The sequence below is a fragment of the Actinomycetota bacterium genome (assembly GCA_030018275.1).
In the GTDB taxonomy this organism is placed as follows: domain Bacteria; phylum Actinomycetota; class Aquicultoria; order Subteraquimicrobiales; family Subteraquimicrobiaceae; genus Subteraquimicrobium.
On the sequence record JASEGB010000005.1, the window covers coordinates 48,674 to 68,063 of the forward strand.

Here is a 19,390-nt window from a genome sequence, read left to right on the forward strand (position 1 = left end):
TGAAAATGAACTCGTGGATGAAGCGTTCCATAAAACCCATGCTCGCCCAATTGGCTCGTCCCTTTGATTCCTCCAATCATATTTTTGAACTCAAATGGGATGGTGTAAGATGTATCGCTTTTTTAACCGCCCCCAGAGATGGTGTAACCGGAGGCACCGGGCTTCAAAATCGGAAACTTAGGGATATCACCCGCTCTTATCCTGAGCTCAATGATTTACATTTAGCTTTGAGGGGCGGGGAAGCAATCCTCGATGGGGAAATAGTCTTCTTAAGAGATGGTAAGCCCGATTTCCAGAAGCTTTTGGAAAGGGAGCAGCTGCAGGATGATGCACGAATCGATATACTGTCAAAACTCACACCCGTGACCTATATCGCCTTTGATATTTTGTATTTCGATGGCTCTCCCCTGTTTAAGCTTCCCTTGATTGAAAGGAGGAAGATTCTTTCCGAAGCTGTAAGCGAGAGTGAAAAGCTCATCCTCTCCAGATTCATTTGGGAGAGGGGCATCGATTTTTTCGAGCAAGCCTCAGTTCAAGGGTTTGAGGGAATAGTGGCTAAGGAGTCGAATAGCCCTTATATCGAGGGTAAAAGGACTAATCTTTGGCTGAAGATAAAGAGGATTTTGACGCAGGATTGTGTGATCTGTGGTTATACCCTGGGGCGGGGGCGTAGGGAGGAAGTTTTTGGTTCCCTGATATTGGGAGTATATCATGGTGGAGAACTCATTCACGTAGGTCAAGTTGGCACGGGATTAACCGAGGAAAAATTGAAGGGACTGTTGTCACAACTTGAAGCATTGAGGACCGGTGAACACCCCTTTTCTTACAAGCTGGAGATCGACCGACCCACTCAATTCATCAGACCATCCTTGGTTTGCGAGGTGGAGTTCAGGGGCTGGACAAAGGATGGAAAACTCCGCAACCCCAGTTTCAAAAGGCTTCGTCCCGACAAACCCGCTGAGGAATGTCGAAAGTCGGGCGGATCTGAGGGAGAACAAGTTCATAAAATTTGATATTTTTTGAAGGAATTTTTGTTTGATCGTGGAAATTACAGCTAATTGTATTATGAGGAATATTAAATTGTTTGGATTAGAAATCATTAATTTAAAAAAGTTAGCGGACATTAATAGGATTAGCTGGGAAATTGGCAAAAGCATAAAGTGTTTAAAAATTCTTCGGAGCTTGAAAGTGGGATTATGGAAACTTTGGGATGTTCAGGAAGCACTAAGTGATTCGTTTGGTTGGAGGATTGGCAAGTGGTTGAAAAGAGAATGAGTTTCATTGAACATCTTGAAGAGCTCCGAAGACGTCTCATTATTTGTATCTTTGCGGTTTTTATAGCGGCCTGTGCCTGTTATGCATTTTGGAGACCAATTCTATGGCTCATCACCAGACCACTGGGGGGGCACAAGTTATATTACGCAACTGTAATGGAGCCCTTTATTGGTAGGTTTCGTATTGCTGCTTTTGCCGGAGTTTTTGTTGCGTTTCCGATTATACTCTATGAGTTCCTAGCCTTCGTGGCTCCAGCATTGAGAAGGAAAGAGAAGAGATTCATATATCCGATTTTATGTTTGCTCATTTTCTTCTTTATCTGTGGTGTGGTCTTTGGTTATATGTATCTGTTGCCGGTGAGTGTGGATTGGCTGATAGCCCAAGGGGAGGGATTGTTAAAACCGATTCTCACATTTGATAGGTATATCGCTTTCGCGGCTTTATTCCTATTGGCTTGTGGAGTTGGTTTTGAGACCCCCGTAGTCATATTATTTTTGGTAAAATTGGGTGTTGTGAGTCCACAAGCGCTTAGAAGGCAATGGAGGGTGGCATATATCATCATCCTAATTGTAGCGGCTATAATTACTCCCGATTGGAGTCCCATAACTATGGCTGTTATGGCCATACCAATGATAGCATTATACGAAATAAGTATCCTTTTAGCACGCCTTTTCTAGAAATCTAGCAATTGGAGCAGTAATGTTCACTGAGGGGGTGATAAATTTAAGAGGATTTTAGAAGTGGAGCCTTTGAAAAAGGATCCACTTTTCCTTTTTGGCCAATTTTAACCTGTAGGTAGAGGGAGGTGTGTGGATGAAGATCACCCGTCTCGAATTCTTTAAAGTTTGTGCTCGCACGTTCACTGCCCTTGGCGCTGCCATTTTGGCATCCTTCAAAGCTTAGGAGGTGTTTAATCGGTGGAAAGCATTTTTAAGGGCTTAAGCCGTAGAGATTTTCTGAAATATTGTGCCAGCATCGCCGCAATGTTAGGACTCTCGGAAATTTATGTCCCTCAGATTGCTGCAGCTCTTGAGGAAGCGGCGAAGGGTAAGCCACCTGTGATATGGATGCAGGGGCAAAGTTGCGCTGGTTGCACCGTCTCTTTCATCAATTCTCGGGAACCTACCCCTGCTGAATTGGTCTTGGATATTTTATCCGTTAGGTTTCACCCCAATATAATGGCGGCAGCTGGGGATGTCGCTCTTAATGCCATTGAGACCACCATGGAGGAAGCGAAGGGCAAATACGTCTACATCTTTGAGGGCGCTTTGCCCACGGCGGAGGAGGGTCGCTTCTGCGAAATCGGTGAAACTTCAGCGGTAGATTGGGTGAAAAAAGTTGCCAAAGATGCTCATGCGGTCATCGCCATAGGTGCCTGTGCTTCATTTGGTGGGATCCCCGCAGCCAATCGGGAAACTACGGGTGCCTCAAGCGTGCAGGATATTCTGGGCACCCCGGTCGTTAAGATTCCAGGTTGTCCCGCTCATCCGGATTGGGTGATTGGAACCGTGGTCAAACTGCTGCTCTTTGGAAAGGATGCTGTGTTAGATGGTCTTGATAAATATGGTCGTCCCAAGGAGTTTTATGGCACCCTGATCCATGATAATTGTCCCAGGCGACACTGGTTCGAAGCTGGAAAATTCGTCGAAGACTTCAATGATCCCGAGCAAGCAAATTACTGCCTACTACTAAAGGGGTGTAAAGGTCCCTTCACCTATGCTGATTGTCCCAAGAGGAAGTGGAATTCCGGAACCAATTTCTGTATCGATGCCAATGCTCCTTGCCAGGGATGTACTCAGCCCGAGTTCTATGCCAAGTTTTCACCTCTTTACGAGAAATTACCGGAAATCGGCATCCCTGGAATCGCTGGCTATGAGGTCAGTGCAGATACCATCGCCAAAGTGCTCGGTATTGTAACCGCCGCTGGCATTGGTCTCCACTTGGTTGGTCAAATAGCCACTGGACGCCTTGGCAAAGGTGGTCCACCAGAAAGGGGTGAGAAGTAATGGCACAAAAGATAACAATTGACCCCATAACCAGGATTGAGGGACATTTAAAGATCGAAGTTGAAGTCGAGGATGGTAAGGTAAAAGAAGCTTACAGCACGGGGGCTATGGCTCGTGGTTTTGAGCAACTCCTAGTGGGTAAAGATCCTCGAGATGCCCAGATCGTCACCCAGAGGATTTGTGGTGTCTGCCCGGCCTCCCATGGTCTCGCTGCTGCGCAAAACCTCGATGATGCTTTTGATGCGAAGGTACCCGATAACGCCAGGATCATCCGCAATTTGATCGTTGGTTCGAACTACGTTATGTCCCACATTCTTCACTTCTATCACCTTGCAGCCCTGGACTACTTGGATGTCATGGCTATAGCCAAGTATATGGGTAAAGACCCCGAGCTGTTGGCGGTGAAGGAGAAGGTAGTTGGACTGGTCGAAGTAGAGGATACATACCCACTCAAGCCCAGGTATGAACCCGATGAATTCAGCATTGATGACCCCGAGATCGTGACCACGGCTGTGGCACATTACCTCGAAGCTTTGGAGAAGAGGAAGAAAGCTCACGAAATGTTGACGATCTTCGGTGGAAAGATGCCCTGCTATTGCAGTCTGGTTCCGGGAGGGGTGACCATCCATCCCACGCCGGACATGATCGCCGCTTTCAAATATCACCTCATGGATTTGATCGATTTCGTGAACAATGTCTATTTGGCGGATGTCCTTGCCTTGGGAACCGGTCCTCTTCTGCCCATCCATCAACTGAAGGTGGGAGCTGGTGTCGGCAACTTCTTATCCTTCGGCATGTTCGATCTTGGTGTATCGGGCGACTATAAGAACCGTTTCCTCAAGTCTGGTGTGATCATGGAGGGAAAGATAACCGAGGTTAAGGAATTCGATCCCACCAAGATCAAAGAGGCGGTCAAATACTCTTGGTACACGGAGGACTGCGGAGGATTGCATCCAACGGAGGGTAAGACGGTGTATGATCTGGATAAGGAGGGTGCATATTCCTTTGCAAAGGCTCCGAGATACGATGGTAAACCGGTGGAGGTGAATACCCTCGCCAGGATGCTCATAACGCAGGATAAGGGATTCATGGACTTGGTGAACAAAATCGGAGCTCATCCCTCAGCGTTGGCTCGCCACGCCGCTCGAGCCTGGGAGTGCAAGATGGTAGCCGAAGCCATGCTCGATTGGCTGGATGAGCTGGTGGACAATCTCAAAGCGGGAAATACCGATGTCTGCGACGATAAGCCCGTTCCCGAGAAGGGTGAGGGAATAGGTATGGTGGAAGCTCCTCGAGGCTGTCTTCTCCATTGTGTTCAGATAGAGGGTAAGAAGATCAAACGTTACCAGGTCATCGCGGCTACGAATTGGAATGTCTGTCCGAGGGATGAGGAGGGTCAAAGAGGTCCCATCGAAGAGGCTCTCATTGGAACGCCGGTCCCCGATCCAAATAATCCCATCAACGTCGTGCGGGTGGTTAGATCTTTCGATCCGTGAATTGCCTGTGCGGTTCACGTGATTGAACCAAGGACTAACCGAGTTCTCAAGTTCCAAATCGGCTAGGAGGTGCGAAAATGGCTAGAATGGTAGAAGAACACCCCCTGCCGGCTCGAATAATGCATTGGATACACCTGCTATGCATGGGTGGATTGGCGATCTCCGGCTGGTATATCCATCGTCCCTTCTTTGAGGGGGGTATGGGTATAATGAGGTGGGTCCACTTCATCTGCATGTATGTGGTTCTCATCAACCTGGTGGCTCGGATTTACTGGGCATTTTTGGGTGCAGCTCGCGATTGGCATGAATTTGCCTTACGTCCAAGGGACATCAGGAATACCGGCAAAATCGTCGTCTATTATCTATTCATTAAGAGGGAACACCCGGAGGTGGGGAAGTATAATCCCCCCCAGAAGCTGATCTACGGCTGGCTTTGGCCCCTTCTATTGATCTTTCAGGCGATCAGCGGTTTTGCCCTTTACGGTCCCACGGCTGACTACTTTGCCTGGTTCACGGTGTGGGTTGGTGGTTTGGCACACGTGAGGCTGATCCATTACATGACCATGTGGGCATTCATCATCACCGTGGCTCTGCATGTCTACTTAAGTTTGGCAGAGGATTTCAAGTCGTTCCTGTATATGTTCTTTGGGGTTAGACCGGAAGAGTGAGAGTGGGTAGCGCCGATTCAAAATTTCATGAACAGATATTTGTCGTGGGAGTGGGAAATATCCTCCTCAAGGACGAGGGGATAGGTGTCCATGTCATTCGAGAGATGGAGAAGCTGGATTTGCCCAAGAATGTGAGGGTTATTGATGGAGGCACTGCCGGCTTTGATCTTGGCTATCTCATCGAAGGCGCCGACAGACTCATAGTCATCGACGCCATCGACGCCGGGCGTGAGCCCGGCGCGATCTTTAAATTCCGTCCCGAGGATATCAAGGCGAAGCCCAAGAGATACTTTACCTCCGCTCACGAGGTTGGATTGCTTGAAGCTCTGGAGATGGCAAAGCGCATGGGTAAATGTCCCCAAACGGTTATCTTTGGCATTCAGCCCAAAGAAATCGATTGGGGAATGGAGCTCTCACCGGAACTTAAGGCAAAAATCACCGAGATCATCGAGTTGATACTGAAAGAAATCTCATAAAAAATCCAAAATTTAAAAATCAAAACGCAAAATGAGAGGTACGTTGGCAAATGCAGCCCTTGGGGCTGCATTTGCGTATCTTATTGCTTTTAGTTAATATCTAAACAAACTCTGTGTTCGGTGAAGTCATGCATGAACTGGGAATAACCGAGAATATCCTATCTATTGCCTTGGAGCAAGCCCAACAGCGGGATGCAAAAAAGATATTAAAGATAAGACTCAAGATTGGCGAGATGACCGCCGTTGTTGATGAATGCATACGATTCTACTTTGAGATATTGAGCAAGGATACCATGGCCGAGGGTGCCGAAATTGAAGTAGAAAATGTGCCAATTAAGGTCAAGTGTCCAAGGTGTGGGAAAATTCGGGAGGCTAATGACTATAATTTCATTTGTCCCCAGTGTGAGGTATTGAGCACCGAAATCGTTTCGGGAAGAGAGCTTTACGTGTCCAGCATCGAGATAGAATAAATTGTGTGCCCTAGACATAAATGAGTGATCTCGAATTATTAAGCGTGAATTATGTCAACTATAATAAATCGGTTGGCTGGTTGGCTCGTTTGCTAGGAAAAGATCAAACAAACTAGTGAACCAGTTGATGGGTGGTAAAGATGGAGATAAAAGTGCTTCGGAATATCCTCGAAGCCAATGAAGCAATTGCCAGGGAGAATGCCCGATTATTCAAGGATAAAGGGGTCTTTGTAATCAATATTATGTCATCACCTGGAGCTGGGAAAACCAGTTTTATTTTGCGTACCCTTGAGAGGTTAAAGGATGATTTTAAAGTGGCGGTCATTGAAGGAGACATCGCCTCGAAGGTGGACGCGGAAAAAATTCAGGAACAGGGAGCACCCGCCGTCCAGATAAATACCGGTGGTGCCTGCCATCTCGATGCCAATATGATCAAGAATGCCCTAAATCTTTTAAATTTGGATGACATCGATCTATTGATCATCGAAAATGTGGGCAATCTCGTCTGTCCAGCGGAATTCAATCTGGGAGAAGATCTGAAACTGATGATTTTAAGCACCCCTGAAGGTGATGATAAACCCCTCAAATATCCTCAGATGTTTACCCTATGCTCCGTTCTCGTCCTCAATAAAATAGATCTACTTAACCAAACCAATTTTAACCTTCGAAAAGTGAGGGAATCCGCGGCGAAATTAAATGCAAATCTTCAAATTTTTGAAGTCTCCTGCACCACGGGACGGGGAATAGACAATTGGGTTACCTGGTTAAAAAATAAGCTCCTGCTCGGACGTCTACAGACCCATAGGGGATCCGTGGGAGGGAGAGAATAAGGCGGAACACGGAACCCGGAACTCGAAACTCAGATAGAAGGGATTTTAAATGTCAAGGTTGATCGTTTGCGAAAAGAATATAGCTGCGAGAAGGATTGCCCATATCCTTTCCGAGGGGAGGGCAAAGCTTGAGATGATTCACAATGTGCCCGTATATGTTTTTTCCTACGGATCCGAAGGACATGATAGGGAAGAGCAGGTGAAATGCATCGGGCTGAAGGGACATATTTTGAAGGTCGATTTCCCCGCACAGTATAACAACTGGCAAGAGATAGACCCCATAAAGCTCATCGACGCTCCCATAGTCAAGGTGCCCACCCAAAAATCCATCCTTAAAGCCTTACAAAAGGTGGCAAAAGATGCAGATGTTGCCGTGATTAGCACGGATTTTGACCGCGAAGGGGAGCTGATAGGCATAGATGCGGTGAATAAGATCAGGGAGGTCAACCCAAATATAAAAGTGAAGAGGGCAAGATTCTCAAGCTTGACCGAATCCGAAATCAAAAGGGCTTTTTCCAATCTCGAGGATGTATACATGAGCCTTGCTCAGGCGGGAGAAGCAAGGCAGGATATTGATCTCATTTGGGGAGCCACACTAACTCGTTTCTTATCCCTCGCCTCATCGCGTTTGGGTAGGCAGTTTCTTTCCGTGGGACGGGTGCAGAGCCCAACTCTGTCTCTGGTCGCGGATAGGGAAAAAAAGAGGCAAGAGCACAAACCGAAACCATACTGGCTGGTAAAAGCCCTCTTCGAGTCCCGCGGATCTGAGCAATTTATCGCTCTTCATAAGATCGAAAGATTTTGGGACAAGCTAGAAGCGGAGACGGTACTTTCCAGATTGGGGAAGATGGGCAAAGTCGTCGATATTTCCACGGTCAGAAAGGTGCTTAAACCACCAACACCTTTTAATACCACTGCGTTTCTTAGTGCCGCTGCTTCCATTGGCGTATCTCCTTCAAGGGCCATGCGCATCGCCGAAAATCTGTACATGGAGGGACTCATCAGTTACCCACGGGTGGACAACACCGTCTATCCCCCCTCTTTAAATTTCGATGAAATCTTAAAAATTCTGGGGGGGAGTCCTGAATTGGGTAATCTTGCAAATCTCATCCTCAGGCAGGAGAAGATCATTCCCACCAGAGGAAAAACGGAGGCCACTGACCATCCACCCATTCATCCCACGGGTTTGGCCAAAAAGGAAGATTTAAAGGCTCAAGAGTGGAAGGTCTACGAGCTCGTATGCCGTAGATTCTTTGGAACCCTCGCTCCAGAGGCCTCGCTTCAGAGCGTAAGAATCGATATCGAATCCGGTGGGGAGCACCTCAATGTTCGAGGTACCGCGGTGGTGAATGAGGGATGGCTAGAATTTTACCCCTACGGTCGCAAAAAGGGTGAAGAATTACCCACTCTTAAGAAAGGTGATGAGTTAAAACTCGTCAAACCCATATTGGAGGAGAAGGAGACGCAACCTCCACCCCGATATACCCAGGGGCAGTTGATTCAAAAAATGGAGGCTCTTGGACTCGGCACTAAATGTTTGACTGGCGATACTTCTATAAAGATTGTCCGAGATCAAGGAATAGAAAATGTTAAACTTGAGACTCTTTTCTCCAGCTGTAAATATCTTGGAGAAATCCAGTATGAAGATGAAAGAATAGAAGTTGCAGAAAATAATGGTGGGTATAAATGTTTTTCCTTCAATGGCAATGAGATTATTGAAAGTGAGTTTTATGGTGTTAGTAGAAGGCGTCTTAGAGAAGATGAAAAGGTTTACGAAATCTTTTTCGAGGACGGAAGTAGTCTTAAAGCTACGGATAGGCATCTTATTTGCGCATACGATGGCAGGGAGTTGACCTACGTACCTTGCTGTGCACTAGCAAGTGGAAGTTTAGTTATTTCCGACACCCCCTTCATTAGGACGCGTCTCTATGGGCGCGACTGTGACGCCAAATTATCCACGCCCTTAATTGAAAAGGAAATCATGAAATCCCTTGAAAATCGGATGTTAGAGGGGAAAATTATCGGGTGGAATGTGGTAACGAAGAAGGTAAAATTCATTCGCAAAGTAACTTATAACGGTTATATTTATGATATTTTAAATGTCAATAATTTTTCAAATTTTGTTCTCTCAAATAATGTTGTGGTCCATAACTCGACGAGGCATGAGATCATCAAAAATCTTTACGACAGGAGTTATATCCATGGCGATCCCATCGTCCCCACGGAGATGGGATTGGCCGTCGCCGAAGCTTTAAGGAGGCACGCCGACACGATTTCCACACCCCAGATGACAGCTGAGCTGGAAAAGGATATGGATGCCATAGCCGAAGGGAAGGTTGCCAGGGAAAGCGTGGTCGATCGCTCAAGGAATATTCTCGCTAGGACAATGCTGGATTTGGGCAGGAAAAAAGAGGCGCTTGCAGGGGAGATAAGGGAGGGTATTCGAGAGGATAAAATCATTGGAAAATGCCCTCGTTGTGGGATGGATTTAAAGATAATTCGGGCTAAAAAATCGAAGAAAAGATTCATAGGATGCACGGGATATCCTGAATGCAATATGGCATATCCCCTTCCCCAATATGGCGAGATCATCACCTTAGACGATGTTTGTGAGGTATGCCATTCACCGAAGATTAAGGTAATTGGGAGACCCCCAACTAGTCGGGGTGGAAAATCCCCAAAACCTTGGATTTTGTGTATCGACCCCAATTGTCCCACCAAGAAGGGAAGTGATTAAGGAAAGATGAGGAAAATAAGCATTATAGGTAGTGGACATGTGGGAGCTACATGTGCTTTTGACATTGCTCAGAGGGAGCTGGCGGATGTGGTATTGCTGGATATTCTGGAGGGAATACCTCAGGGCAAGGCTCTAGACATGATGGAGGCTTTTCCACTTAAGGGCTTCAATGGCAAGGTTGTGGGCACCAACAATTATGCAGATATCCGTGATTCCACACTTGTGATAGTGGCCGCCGGTTTTGCTAGGCAACCCGGGATGTCTCGCCTCGATTTACTGGAAAAGAATGCACAGATTGTAAAATCCGTTACCGGGAATATCGTAAAATTTGCTCCAGAATCGATGATCCTCATTGTCACCAATCCCCTGGACATCATGACCTACTTGGCTTTCATGGAAAGCGGCTTTGAAAGAAATAGAGTATTCGGCATGTCCGGTCTTCTAGATGCCGCGAGATTTAGTCATTTTATCGCCCTTGAATTGGGAATCTCCGTAGAGGATGTTTCCGCCATGGTCCTTGGAGCCCATGGAGATTCCATGGTTCCTCTATCCCGTTTTTCCACGGTCTCGGGGATTCCCATCACCGAGCTCTTATCCTCAAAGGTTATAAAAGGAATAATAGAGCGGACTCGAAAGGGAGGCGCGGAAATAGTTTCCTACCTCAAGACGGGAAGTGCCTTTTATGCTCCAGCTACAGCCGTTGTGGAGATGGTCGAATCCATCCTCAAGGATAGAAAGCGTATTCTTCCCGTATGCTCATATCTCGATGGCGAATATGATTTAAAGGATGTCTGCGTGAGCGTTCCCGTAAAACTGGGAGAAAATGGAATAGAGGGAATAATCGAATTGAAGCTAACTTCCGCGGAGAAGAAGGCATTACACGCCTCTGCTGCTACCGTTAAAGAAGGTATTAAAAACTTAAGATTAATCATTCATCATGAACCGAAGCAAAATTCGGCAGAAACCATCTCATCTTGAATTATTGAAAAATGGGAATTTCCTCGCTCTCTGGCTCGGTCAAGCAATTTCAAACCTAGGGGATTGGATAATCATCATCGCCCTAATCGAGCTCGTTTACAAGATTTCGGGCTCTGGCCTGGCTGTAGGGACCCTCATGATATTCAAAATTTTGCCCGCACTTTTCTTCGGTTCCGTCATCGGTGTATTAGCGGATCGCTTCAACAGGAAAAGGACCATGATCTCCTGTGATATCATCCGCGGCTTGCTGATAGTTTTGCTCCCCTTCGTGAGGAATTTATTCCAAATTTATTTGATAACCTTCGTGTTGGAGACCTTTTCCCTGCTTTTTATACCAGCGAAGGATGCCAGCATTCCCAATATTGTTGACGAGGAACAGATTCTCACTGCCAATTCCCTGTTTTATACCACCAACCATTTCACGATGATACTTGGAGTAACCTTTGGTTCAACGATAATTCTTCTCGTGGAAAAGGTTTGGGGACACATTCCCTTCTTCCAGCGTCTTACCGGACCTAACGCTGCCTTTTACGTCGATGCTTTTACCTTCTTCATTTCGGCTGCCGCCATCACCATGATATATTTACCACCTTCAGAACATGTGGCAAGGAGGATCAAATATCACCAGATAAAGGAGGACATAGTCGATGGTTTGAGATTCATGAAGAATAACCCCTTAATTCGCTCAATGATGATGAGCATCGGAATCGCCATATTGGGCATGGGAAGCATTTATTCTTTAGGAATTATCTACTGTTACCAGGTATTAAAGATTGGAAGAGGTGGTTTTGGCTACCTTCTTTCGGCGCTTGGTGTTGGTTTGACCCTTGGATCCATCTTCACTGCTTTCCTAGGAAAGCACTTTTCCAAGCGAGGATCATTTGTCGCCTCCATTTTGACTTTGGGTCTCGCCTTGATCTCCTTTGCCAGTATCTCCTATTACGAATCGGCCATTATAATCAGCTTCATCGCTGGCATTGCCCTAGCTTTGCTCACAGTTTCAACCTATACCCTATTGCATGAAAATGTTGAGGATACGATAATGGGAAGGGTCTTCACGGCTCTCGAGTCCTGCTTAAGGATATCACTCCTTGTTTCCATAGCCTTAACCGGAGCTGTAGCCGATGTTGTGGGACAAAGGGTACTAAAATTGGGAGCTCACACTATTTACCTCAATGGAGCCAGGGTTACACTTTTAATGAGCGGCATGGTGGTGATCATAGCCGGTCTTTTGGCCCATCGCTCCCTTCGAATCCCAGATTCTGAATGAGATCGAGAGAATGTGATATAATACTATGCCCTAGATATAAATGGAGTGATCCTAAGAGCCATCCTTCCAGGATACTCTTATCGAATTATTAAGCGTGAATTATGTAGGCTACATAATATTTTACTTGAGCTTTGGGGTACAAAATGGTGGGAGTGTTTATTACCCTCGAAGGCGTGGAAGGTTCCGGGAAAAGCACTCAGATGAAACTCCTCGCAGATTATTTGCGGGGAAGAGGTTACCGGGTTCTAATCACGCGTGAGCCGGGGGGTACTCAGATCGGAGATAAAATACGGGATATTTTATTGAACCCCGAGTTTAAGGAGATGGACTATAGAACCGAGGTTCTGCTTTATGCCGCAGGTCGCGCCCAGCATGTGTCTCAAGTCATCAAGCCCGCTCTAAAACTTAAGAAAATTGTGATCTGCGATCGCTATATCGATTCTTCGCTCGTCTATCAAGGCTTTGGGCGGGGACTCACCTTGGAAGATATCCTCAACATCAACAAGTGGGCCACTCAAGATCTCGAACCGGATTTAACCATTCTCCTGTACATTCCGGTGGAAGAGGGTCTAAGGAGGGCTACGGAGGTTTATGCCGATCGCATTGAACGAGAGGGTATCGAGTTCCATCGGAAGGTTCATGAAGGTTATCGGGAATTGGCCAGAAAATTCCCCAAAAGATACTATGTTGTGGAAGCCTTGGGGGACCCGAAAGAGATACATCGGGAGATCGTTAAGCGGGTTGAAACCCTTTTGAGAACCAAGAGAAGGTGAAACTTTCGACGAGCGACCTTAAATCGGTCAGCGACTTTCGACTAGCGACTATCGGTCAAAATTTTTAAAATCGCTAATCGCTCATCGAATTTAAAATTGCTTATCAACCATTGTACGTGGGTCATAATTTTAGAATTTACCATTATGCGTGATTATCTAAAGAGGGGTGGACTCCTTAGCCTACCCCCTTCAGAAGAATATTCGGGATTTGTGAGCTATGTACCAAGCATCATATAGCGAGTGATATAATAGGATAGGAAATGATTTGGAGTAAAATCGTTGGTCAGCCCGAGGTTATTACCTGGCTTCAAAAAGCCATCGAAAGCGGAAGGTTAAGTCACGCTTATTTATTTTGGGGACCAACAGGAGTGGGCAAGCGAACTATAGCCAAGGTTTTTGCTTCGGCTTTAAATTGTAGGGATGGTGGCTGTGGCAGCTGTCTATCCTGCATCAAGATAGACCATGAGACTCACCCCGATATTTTCTTTATTGAACCGGAGGGGAATTTCCTAAATATCGATCAAATCCGTGAACTCCAGCGTGAGGTCAGTCTCAAACCTTTTGAAGGAAAAATAAGGGTTTGCATTCTAGACGAGGTTGATAGGATGACCTCACCCGCTGCTAATGCACTCCTTAAGACCCTTGAGGAACCACCTCCGGATTTGATCTTCATACTCATCACAGCCAACTTGGAAGGGATTCTCCCAACAATAGTATCTCGATGCCAACTGATCCGTTTTAAATTAGTCCCTTCCTCGAAGATGGTGGATATATTGGTGACCAAGTATGGAATGGATAGGAATCAAGCCAGGTTAATAACCTTGGTTAGTGGAGGAATACTTGGAAATGCCTTAAGTCTCGCTGCATCTTCATGGAGATTGAGAAGGCGAGAGATTGTCTTGGATATTGTCGAAAGGATTTGGGATGCAGGTGCAGTGGAGCTCTCTGAAGCAGCTGGACGGCTCATCTCGGAGGTTAAAAGGCCTTTGAGAGATCTCAAAGAGATACAGAAAAAAGAACTTGAAACTATCGAGGATTTGGCCTTTGACAAGGCACATGCGATGCGCATGAGAAAGAGGCTTGATCAGCGTCATAAACGGGAGACAAGTCACCAGGAACGTCGGGGTTTTGAGGAAATATTGAACATCTTGGCCTCATGGTATCGAGACTTGCTGATACTTACCCCGATATATCGGGGTGAAAATTTACTGGTCAATATGGATCGTATCGAGAGTCTTAAACGACTCTCTAGGAATATTTCTCTCTCACAGGCTCAAAAGGCCATTGAGATTATTGAAGGAACTAAACAGTTAATGAGATTCAATGTTAATATGCATTTAGCATTTGAAGTGTTGCTATTCAAATTGCAGGAGGTTTAAAGTGTATGCCCAGGGTCGTTGGAGTTGTATTCAGAGAAGCCGGGAAGGTCTACTATTTCAATCCCCGTAGATTGGATTTGAAGGTGGGCGATAACGTAATAGTCAAAACCTCCCGAGGGTTGGAATTTGGAGAGGTAGTTATGCTACCCCAAGATATCCCCGAGGATGAGCTCACCGCTCCCTTGAAGAAGGTGATAAGGAAGGCAACGCAGGAAGATAGGACTCAGGTGGAAAAGAATCGAGCCAAGGAGAAGGAAGCCTTTGAGACCTGCGAGGAAAAGATAAAGGAGCATGGGCTTCCAATGAAGCTCGTTGACGTGGAATACGTATTCGATAAAAGCAGGATAGTTTTCTATTTCACGGCTGAGGAAAGGGTTGACTTTAGAGCGCTGGTCAAAGACCTTGCATCCATTTTCCGCACCCGAATCGAGCTCAGGCAGATCGGGGTCCGGGACGAAGCGAAGATGATTGGGGGAATCGGTCCCTGTGGACGGCGGTTGTGTTGCACCTTATTCTTGAGCGATTTCGAGCCCGTCTCCATCCGCATGGCTAAAGAGCAGGATTTACCGCTTAATCCCCTCAAGATATCGGGTATTTGTGGTAGGCTCATGTGTTGTTTAAAATATGAATATGAGTGGTATAAGGAATTCAAGAGCAAAGCCCCCGCAGGGGAATGAAGATTGAAACACCTTACGGAGTGGGTACTATCGTGGATTATAATGTCCCCAAGGAGATGGTAATAGTTGAGGTGGGAGAGGGCTTAAGACTTGAAATTCCAGTGGCTGAAGTCAAAGAAGCCGATTAATGTCGCAGGTTTCAGGCTACATGTCGCATGGTGAAAGTATCTGAAAATCCATATTTTTAATCCTGTGACTTGCGACTTGAATCTTGCAACCGAAAGGCCGGATTAGCTCAGTTGGTAGAGCGACGCACTCGTAATGCGTAGGTCGCCGGTTCGAATCCGGCATCCGGCTCCATAATCTTTTTACTCCCAGATTTTCTTTACGACCTCTCTGATCTTAGAGAGAGATCTTTACAAATCATAAACCCGCTGACAAATGAAGTACTTTATTTTTCTGTGGGCACAAGGAAGGGTTAAGAAGTGAAATGAAATTAGGGGTAATGAATCATCCTGCTAGAGACCCAATCCAGGAAATAAGATGGATCGGTGAAAATGATTTTGATTTTGTGGATTTGACCCTGGAGCCCACCAGAGCCTATGCACTGGACATCGATGTGGAGGGAATCCAAAAAGTCCTTGAAGAGCATAAAGTGGATATAGTGGGCCATACTTCCCCATTTTTGGCTATTGCTTCACCTTTCCCTAATCTAAGACAAGCTTCTTATGAAGAATTGATGAGATGTTTGGAGGTCTTTGCAAGGCTTGGGGCTCGAAAGATGAGTGTCCATCTCGATCATAAATTGGTCTGCTTTTTACCTGAGAATCAATTAATTGAGAATAACATCGAAGTTCTATCTAAGTTAGCCCAAAGGGCTCAGGATTATGGGATAAAAATCCTCGTGGAGCACTTCGGAGGCGCTTTCTCCAAAGGCACTGGAATTTCGAAAGTTTTGGATGCAATACCGCAGATAGGATTCAATCTCGATGTTGGACATGCAAACCTATTCACTGGAAGGAATCAAACTGAGGAGTTCTTAAGGCTTTTCTCCGATCGATTGAAGCACGTTCATATCTCCGACAATAAGGGCGGGGAGGACGATTTACATTTACCCATCGGGGCGGGAAACATAAATTGGAAGGAAATAATTCGCTTGCTTAAAGGATACCAATATAACGATACTATAACCTTGGAGATTTTTTCCCATGATCGCGATTATTTGCTGATGAGTCGAGATAAGGTAAGGCAGTTGTGGACGTCATAATTCTTTCATTTTTTCAAAGTCGCACCTACACCATAATTCTGAAGAGGGGGAATTTGACTTGCAGTTGTTCCTTCTTTGATGAGCATGGGACCTGCAGCCATTTGATGGCTCTCAAGAAGATTCTGGGTGTAAAGTCGCTGGAAATCTGAAGATTTAGTGGAGAGAGGAAAGTGGAAGAACTCCTTTATTGGGAGAGAAATTTGGCCACGATAAGATGGATAGCCATTTTAGCCTGTGCCTTCCTTTCCCCATTGTATCCGGAAGCTAAGATAAATTTATTCCCCATCCTTGCCTTGGGATTCTTTGCCATTCTTCATAGCATTGGGGTTTTCCTGTATGTCCAAGGTCAAGAGAAGATCAGCCTTTCTTCGAGCTATTTTATCTCCCTCGTGGATGCTCTGCTTATTTTACTCTTTGTGCATTACACGGGGGGAATTCATAGTCCTTTTCATCTTTTGATCGTTCTTTCTTTGATTTCCATCGCTTTGCGCTATGATTTACCTCAAATTGTGATGGCCACCTTCTCTGAAAGTTTTGGGTATGTTTTCATCATTCTCATAAAACGTCAGCTATTTCCGTTAAGTGCCTTCGCCTATCGGGTTTCATCGGCGCTCGTTCTCTTCTTTGTAACCGCTATGTATGTGGGCGTTCAAAGTAGGCGGGAGAGGCGGACTTACCTAAGGCGGACAAGAGAGATGGAGAAGCTCGAGAGCAAGGTGGAGGAGTTAATTTGTATTGATGATTTAACCGGGCTATATAATTTAAGTTATTTTCAAGAGCGTCTGAATGAGGAGATTAAACGAACCGAACGTTATGGAACTAAATTATCATTGTTGGTGTTTGACATCGATCATTTTAGAAACTATAACGACCTACACGGTTCTACCAATGGCGACAAGATTCTTCAGTTGCTGGGGCGGCTGTTAAAAAATAACACAAGAGATATAGATATACCCGTTAGATACGGTGGCGAAGAGCCAGCACTTCTCCTCCCTGAGACTGGCAAAGAGGGAGCTTTTAGTGTTGCCGAAAGGATCAGGAGGTTGGTTGAAGAGGGGGAATTCCCGCATCAAGAGACTCAACCCCATGGCACCCTCACCGTAAGCTGTGGAGTAGCTACATATCCCACGGATGCCGTAACGCGGAAGGAATTCATTGACGCTGCCAATGTAGCTCTTTATAAAGCCAAGCGCGAGGGCAGAAACAGAGTTTGTCTTTATAGTGGAGAAATTTGATAATCTTAATCTCAAGTGGAGATTCACACATATATTATTAGTCCAATTTACATTTCCTTTGCGGGAATTATTTGACGAAAGAATAATCTCAATGTCGGGTTCGCTTTAAATTTTGACTTGCTAAACCGCAAGCTTTAATCTATATACCGAGTCGGGAGTTTGCTGCCAACTCCTAACTTCTCGCTCCCGACTAAAAGAGGGTGTATCGAGGTGCCAGAATTGAGGCAGGATATAGTCACAGGGAGGTGGGTGGTGATCGCCACCGAGAGAGCTTTACGACCCGAAAGTTTCACTCGGGTGAAAACGGAGGAAGTAGAAACCACGGCTGCCTGCCCCTTTTGTTACGGCAATGAGGCCCTTACGCCCCCCGAGATCATGGCCTATCGACCGAAAAACACCCTTCCGGATACCCCTGGATGGACAATAAGGGTCGTTCCCAATAAGTACCCCGCCTTTGTTCCTGAATACCCAGGTAGACATGGTAAGCCACTTGTGAGTGAAGGGATGTACCCATCGATGGTTGCCATAGGTGCACACGAAGTCATCATAAGTAGTCCGGATCATTATAAAAGTCTGGCATTGCTTTCGAAATCTCAGGTGATGAAGATCATTTCATCCTATAGAGATCGGTATTTAGCCCTAAAGGAGGATTCCCGAATAAGATATATCTTGATCATCGTGAATCATGGGAGGGAAGCCGGGGCTTCGATAGAGCATCCCCACTCTCAAGTTTTCGCCGTACCACTTTTACCAGCAACCATAAAGGAGGAGCTCGTGGGAGCATACAGCTTTTTTGAGCGTGAAAAAAGCTGCATTTTTTGTCACATGATAGAACACGAGTTGCAGGAGGGCAAAAGTGTTATCTTGGAGAGCAAAAATTATATCGTCTTTGCCCCCTATGCCTCCCGAGTTCCCTTTGAGCTGTGGATAATGCCGAAAGAACACAAACCCTCCTTCGAGACCATAAGGTTTAGTGAAATTGAGGATTTAGCCTCCATTTTAAGGACCATTTTAGGCAAACTTTACAAAGGATTATCCGATCCACCATATAATTATTTTATCCACACCTGTCCGCCCCTCGGCAATGGCAGGCCCGCAACCCCTGGGCCAGAGCATAGAGAGATGGGAATTCCCCCAATTGGACCAGAGGATATGATTCCTCGGGTATATCATTGGCATATCGAAATCCTCCCAAAGTTATCTACAGCCGCTGGATTTGAAATGGGCACGGGAATCATGATTAACATCGCCACTCCTGAAAATGTGGCTGAGTACTTGAGGGAAATGAGTGTTTAGGGAAGTTTCTTCAATGTTGGTTACCTTGGACAAAAAGATTGAAGAATTCATCGAGAGATATATCGACTCTTTTACCGAGTGGGATTTGCTAGTTTTCTTCGAGAAGCATCCCGAAGTGAAGGATATACCAGGAAATATAGCTGCTCATATAGGGAGAAGGGAGTGGGAGGTTGAGAAAAATCTAAACGATTTGGCGGATAAGGGCATCCTCACCGTAGAACGCGATGTCCCTCCCCTATATGCTTATAATCCCAGCTTAGAGGCGAGAAATCTCATTAAAAGATTTGTTAAAGCCCTCAATGTGCGGGGAGAAAGATTGGCAATTCTAGCGATGCTCCTCAACAAGGGGATAAAAGAGTGATGAACTTGATGAGTTGGATGCAATGTTCACGCACATTGGTAACAGCTTATATTTGTTTGGGGCATCCTTCCGAGTGCTAGCTGCTGCCCCGACGAGTCGGGGCTTAACGGTTCTCTTAAGATGCACTCTCCAGGATACCCCGTCCTAAAAATGTGAACTTAATCTTGATATAATTACTGTGAACTGTGAACTGTGAACTGTGAACCATGTAAGTGTAACCAATGTCTGTGACCAATACAGCTTAAACTTAATATAC

At 45.8% G+C, this 19,390-nt stretch carries 19 protein-coding genes and 1 tRNA gene; all 20 read left to right on the forward strand.

Going from position 1 to position 19,390, the window contains the following annotated elements; genetic code table 11:
- Positions 1–17 precede the first annotated feature (17 nt).
- The 20 genes from ligD (at position 18) to QMD66_03230 (ending at position 19,134) form a co-directional block, all read left to right on the forward strand.
- A complete protein-coding gene (ligD, locus tag QMD66_03135) occupies positions 18–1,013 on the forward strand; it encodes a non-homologous end-joining DNA ligase (GenBank protein ID MDI6821857.1) in 996 nt (331 codons plus the stop codon).
- A gap of 243 nt (positions 1,014–1,256) precedes the next feature.
- Complete coding sequence (gene tatC, locus QMD66_03140) at positions 1,257–1,952, forward strand: twin-arginine translocase subunit TatC (protein ID MDI6821858.1); 696 nt, start codon at positions 1,257–1,259, stop codon at positions 1,950–1,952.
- A 240-nt stretch (positions 1,953–2,192) separates the two neighbouring features.
- A complete protein-coding gene (locus QMD66_03145) occupies positions 2,193–3,281 on the forward strand; it encodes a hydrogenase small subunit (GenBank protein MDI6821859.1) in 1,089 nt (362 codons plus the stop codon).
- Entirely contained in the window at positions 3,281–4,843 is a 1,563-nt protein-coding gene (locus QMD66_03150) for a nickel-dependent hydrogenase large subunit (protein ID MDI6821860.1), read from the forward strand. Before QMD66_03145 ends, QMD66_03150 begins: the two co-directional genes overlap by 1 nt.
- 11 nt (positions 4,844–4,854) lie before the next feature.
- Positions 4,855–5,445 (forward strand): Ni/Fe-hydrogenase, b-type cytochrome subunit, encoded by a 591-nt coding sequence (gene cybH, locus QMD66_03155; GenBank protein MDI6821861.1) that lies wholly within the window; start codon positions 4,855–4,857, stop codon positions 5,443–5,445.
- Entirely contained in the window at positions 5,442–5,921 is a 480-nt protein-coding gene (locus tag QMD66_03160) for a HyaD/HybD family hydrogenase maturation endopeptidase (GenBank protein MDI6821862.1), read from the forward strand. The genes cybH and QMD66_03160 overlap by 4 nt, the downstream gene beginning before the upstream one ends.
- A gap of 128 nt (positions 5,922–6,049) precedes the next feature.
- Entirely contained in the window at positions 6,050–6,391 is a 342-nt protein-coding gene (hypA, locus tag QMD66_03165; protein ID MDI6821863.1) for a hydrogenase maturation nickel metallochaperone HypA, read from the forward strand.
- A 140-nt stretch (positions 6,392–6,531) separates the two neighbouring features.
- Positions 6,532–7,221 (forward strand): hydrogenase nickel incorporation protein HypB, encoded by a 690-nt coding sequence (hypB, locus tag QMD66_03170; protein MDI6821864.1) that lies wholly within the window; start codon positions 6,532–6,534, stop codon positions 7,219–7,221.
- 49 nt (positions 7,222–7,270) lie between these two features.
- The gene (locus tag QMD66_03175) at positions 7,271–9,958 is read left to right on the forward strand and encodes a DNA topoisomerase I (protein ID MDI6821865.1); all 2,688 of its coding nucleotides are present in this window, start codon (positions 7,271–7,273) and stop codon (positions 9,956–9,958) included.
- 6 nt (positions 9,959–9,964) lie between these two features.
- Entirely contained in the window at positions 9,965–10,936 is a 972-nt protein-coding gene (mdh, locus tag QMD66_03180) for a malate dehydrogenase (GenBank protein MDI6821866.1), read from the forward strand.
- Positions 10,896–12,206 (forward strand): MFS transporter, encoded by a 1,311-nt coding sequence (locus QMD66_03185; protein ID MDI6821867.1) that lies wholly within the window; start codon positions 10,896–10,898, stop codon positions 12,204–12,206. The genes mdh and QMD66_03185 overlap by 41 nt, the downstream gene beginning before the upstream one ends.
- A gap of 143 nt (positions 12,207–12,349) precedes the next feature.
- Complete coding sequence (tmk, locus tag QMD66_03190; protein MDI6821868.1) at positions 12,350–12,979, forward strand: dTMP kinase; 630 nt, start codon at positions 12,350–12,352, stop codon at positions 12,977–12,979.
- A 260-nt stretch (positions 12,980–13,239) separates the two neighbouring features.
- Positions 13,240–14,358 (forward strand): DNA polymerase III subunit delta', encoded by a 1,119-nt coding sequence (holB, locus tag QMD66_03195; protein ID MDI6821869.1) that lies wholly within the window; start codon positions 13,240–13,242, stop codon positions 14,356–14,358.
- Between the two features lie 5 nt (positions 14,359–14,363).
- Positions 14,364–15,035, forward strand: a complete 672-nt coding sequence (locus tag QMD66_03200; GenBank protein MDI6821870.1) for a stage 0 sporulation family protein — start codon at positions 14,364–14,366, stop codon at positions 15,033–15,035.
- Positions 15,032–15,163, forward strand: coding sequence for a hypothetical protein (locus QMD66_03205; GenBank protein MDI6821871.1), 132 nt, complete (start codon positions 15,032–15,034; stop codon positions 15,161–15,163). The genes QMD66_03200 and QMD66_03205 overlap by 4 nt, the downstream gene beginning before the upstream one ends.
- Before the next feature lie 96 nt (positions 15,164–15,259).
- Positions 15,260–15,335 (forward strand) — tRNA-Thr (locus tag QMD66_03210).
- A 130-nt stretch (positions 15,336–15,465) separates the two neighbouring features.
- Positions 15,466–16,242, forward strand: coding sequence for a sugar phosphate isomerase/epimerase family protein (locus QMD66_03215; GenBank protein ID MDI6821872.1), 777 nt, complete (start codon positions 15,466–15,468; stop codon positions 16,240–16,242).
- 170 nt (positions 16,243–16,412) lie between these two features.
- The gene (locus tag QMD66_03220) at positions 16,413–17,477 is read left to right on the forward strand and encodes a GGDEF domain-containing protein (protein ID MDI6821873.1); all 1,065 of its coding nucleotides are present in this window, start codon (positions 16,413–16,415) and stop codon (positions 17,475–17,477) included.
- 210 nt (positions 17,478–17,687) lie between these two features.
- The gene (galT, locus tag QMD66_03225; protein ID MDI6821874.1) at positions 17,688–18,773 is read left to right on the forward strand and encodes a galactose-1-phosphate uridylyltransferase; all 1,086 of its coding nucleotides are present in this window, start codon (positions 17,688–17,690) and stop codon (positions 18,771–18,773) included.
- Positions 18,766–19,134, forward strand: a complete 369-nt coding sequence (locus QMD66_03230; GenBank protein ID MDI6821875.1) for a hypothetical protein — start codon at positions 18,766–18,768, stop codon at positions 19,132–19,134. The genes galT and QMD66_03230 overlap by 8 nt, the downstream gene beginning before the upstream one ends.
- Positions 19,135–19,390: the final 256 nt, after the last annotated feature.

Excerpts from the sequence above, each read along its gene's own strand:
- ligD (MDI6821857.1), top strand. The coding sequence starts at position 18 with ATGAAGCGTTCCATAAAACCCATGCTCGCCCAATTGGCTCGTCCCTTT.
- cybH (MDI6821861.1), top strand. The coding sequence starts at position 4,855 with ATGGCTAGAATGGTAGAAGAACACCCCCTGCCGGCTCGAATAATGCAT.
- hypA (MDI6821863.1), top strand. The coding sequence starts at position 6,050 with ATGCATGAACTGGGAATAACCGAGAATATCCTATCTATTGCCTTGGAG.
- hypB (MDI6821864.1), top strand. The coding sequence starts at position 6,532 with ATGGAGATAAAAGTGCTTCGGAATATCCTCGAAGCCAATGAAGCAATT.
- QMD66_03175 (MDI6821865.1), top strand. The coding sequence starts at position 7,271 with ATGTCAAGGTTGATCGTTTGCGAAAAGAATATAGCTGCGAGAAGGATT.
- mdh (MDI6821866.1), top strand. The coding sequence starts at position 9,965 with ATGAGGAAAATAAGCATTATAGGTAGTGGACATGTGGGAGCTACATGT.
- QMD66_03185 (MDI6821867.1), top strand. The coding sequence starts at position 10,896 with ATGAACCGAAGCAAAATTCGGCAGAAACCATCTCATCTTGAATTATTG.
- tmk (MDI6821868.1), top strand. The coding sequence starts at position 12,350 with ATGGTGGGAGTGTTTATTACCCTCGAAGGCGTGGAAGGTTCCGGGAAA.
- holB (MDI6821869.1), top strand. The coding sequence starts at position 13,240 with ATGATTTGGAGTAAAATCGTTGGTCAGCCCGAGGTTATTACCTGGCTT.
- QMD66_03200 (MDI6821870.1), top strand. The coding sequence starts at position 14,364 with ATGCCCAGGGTCGTTGGAGTTGTATTCAGAGAAGCCGGGAAGGTCTAC.
- QMD66_03205 (MDI6821871.1), top strand. The coding sequence starts at position 15,032 with ATGAAGATTGAAACACCTTACGGAGTGGGTACTATCGTGGATTATAAT.
- QMD66_03215 (MDI6821872.1), top strand. The coding sequence starts at position 15,466 with ATGAAATTAGGGGTAATGAATCATCCTGCTAGAGACCCAATCCAGGAA.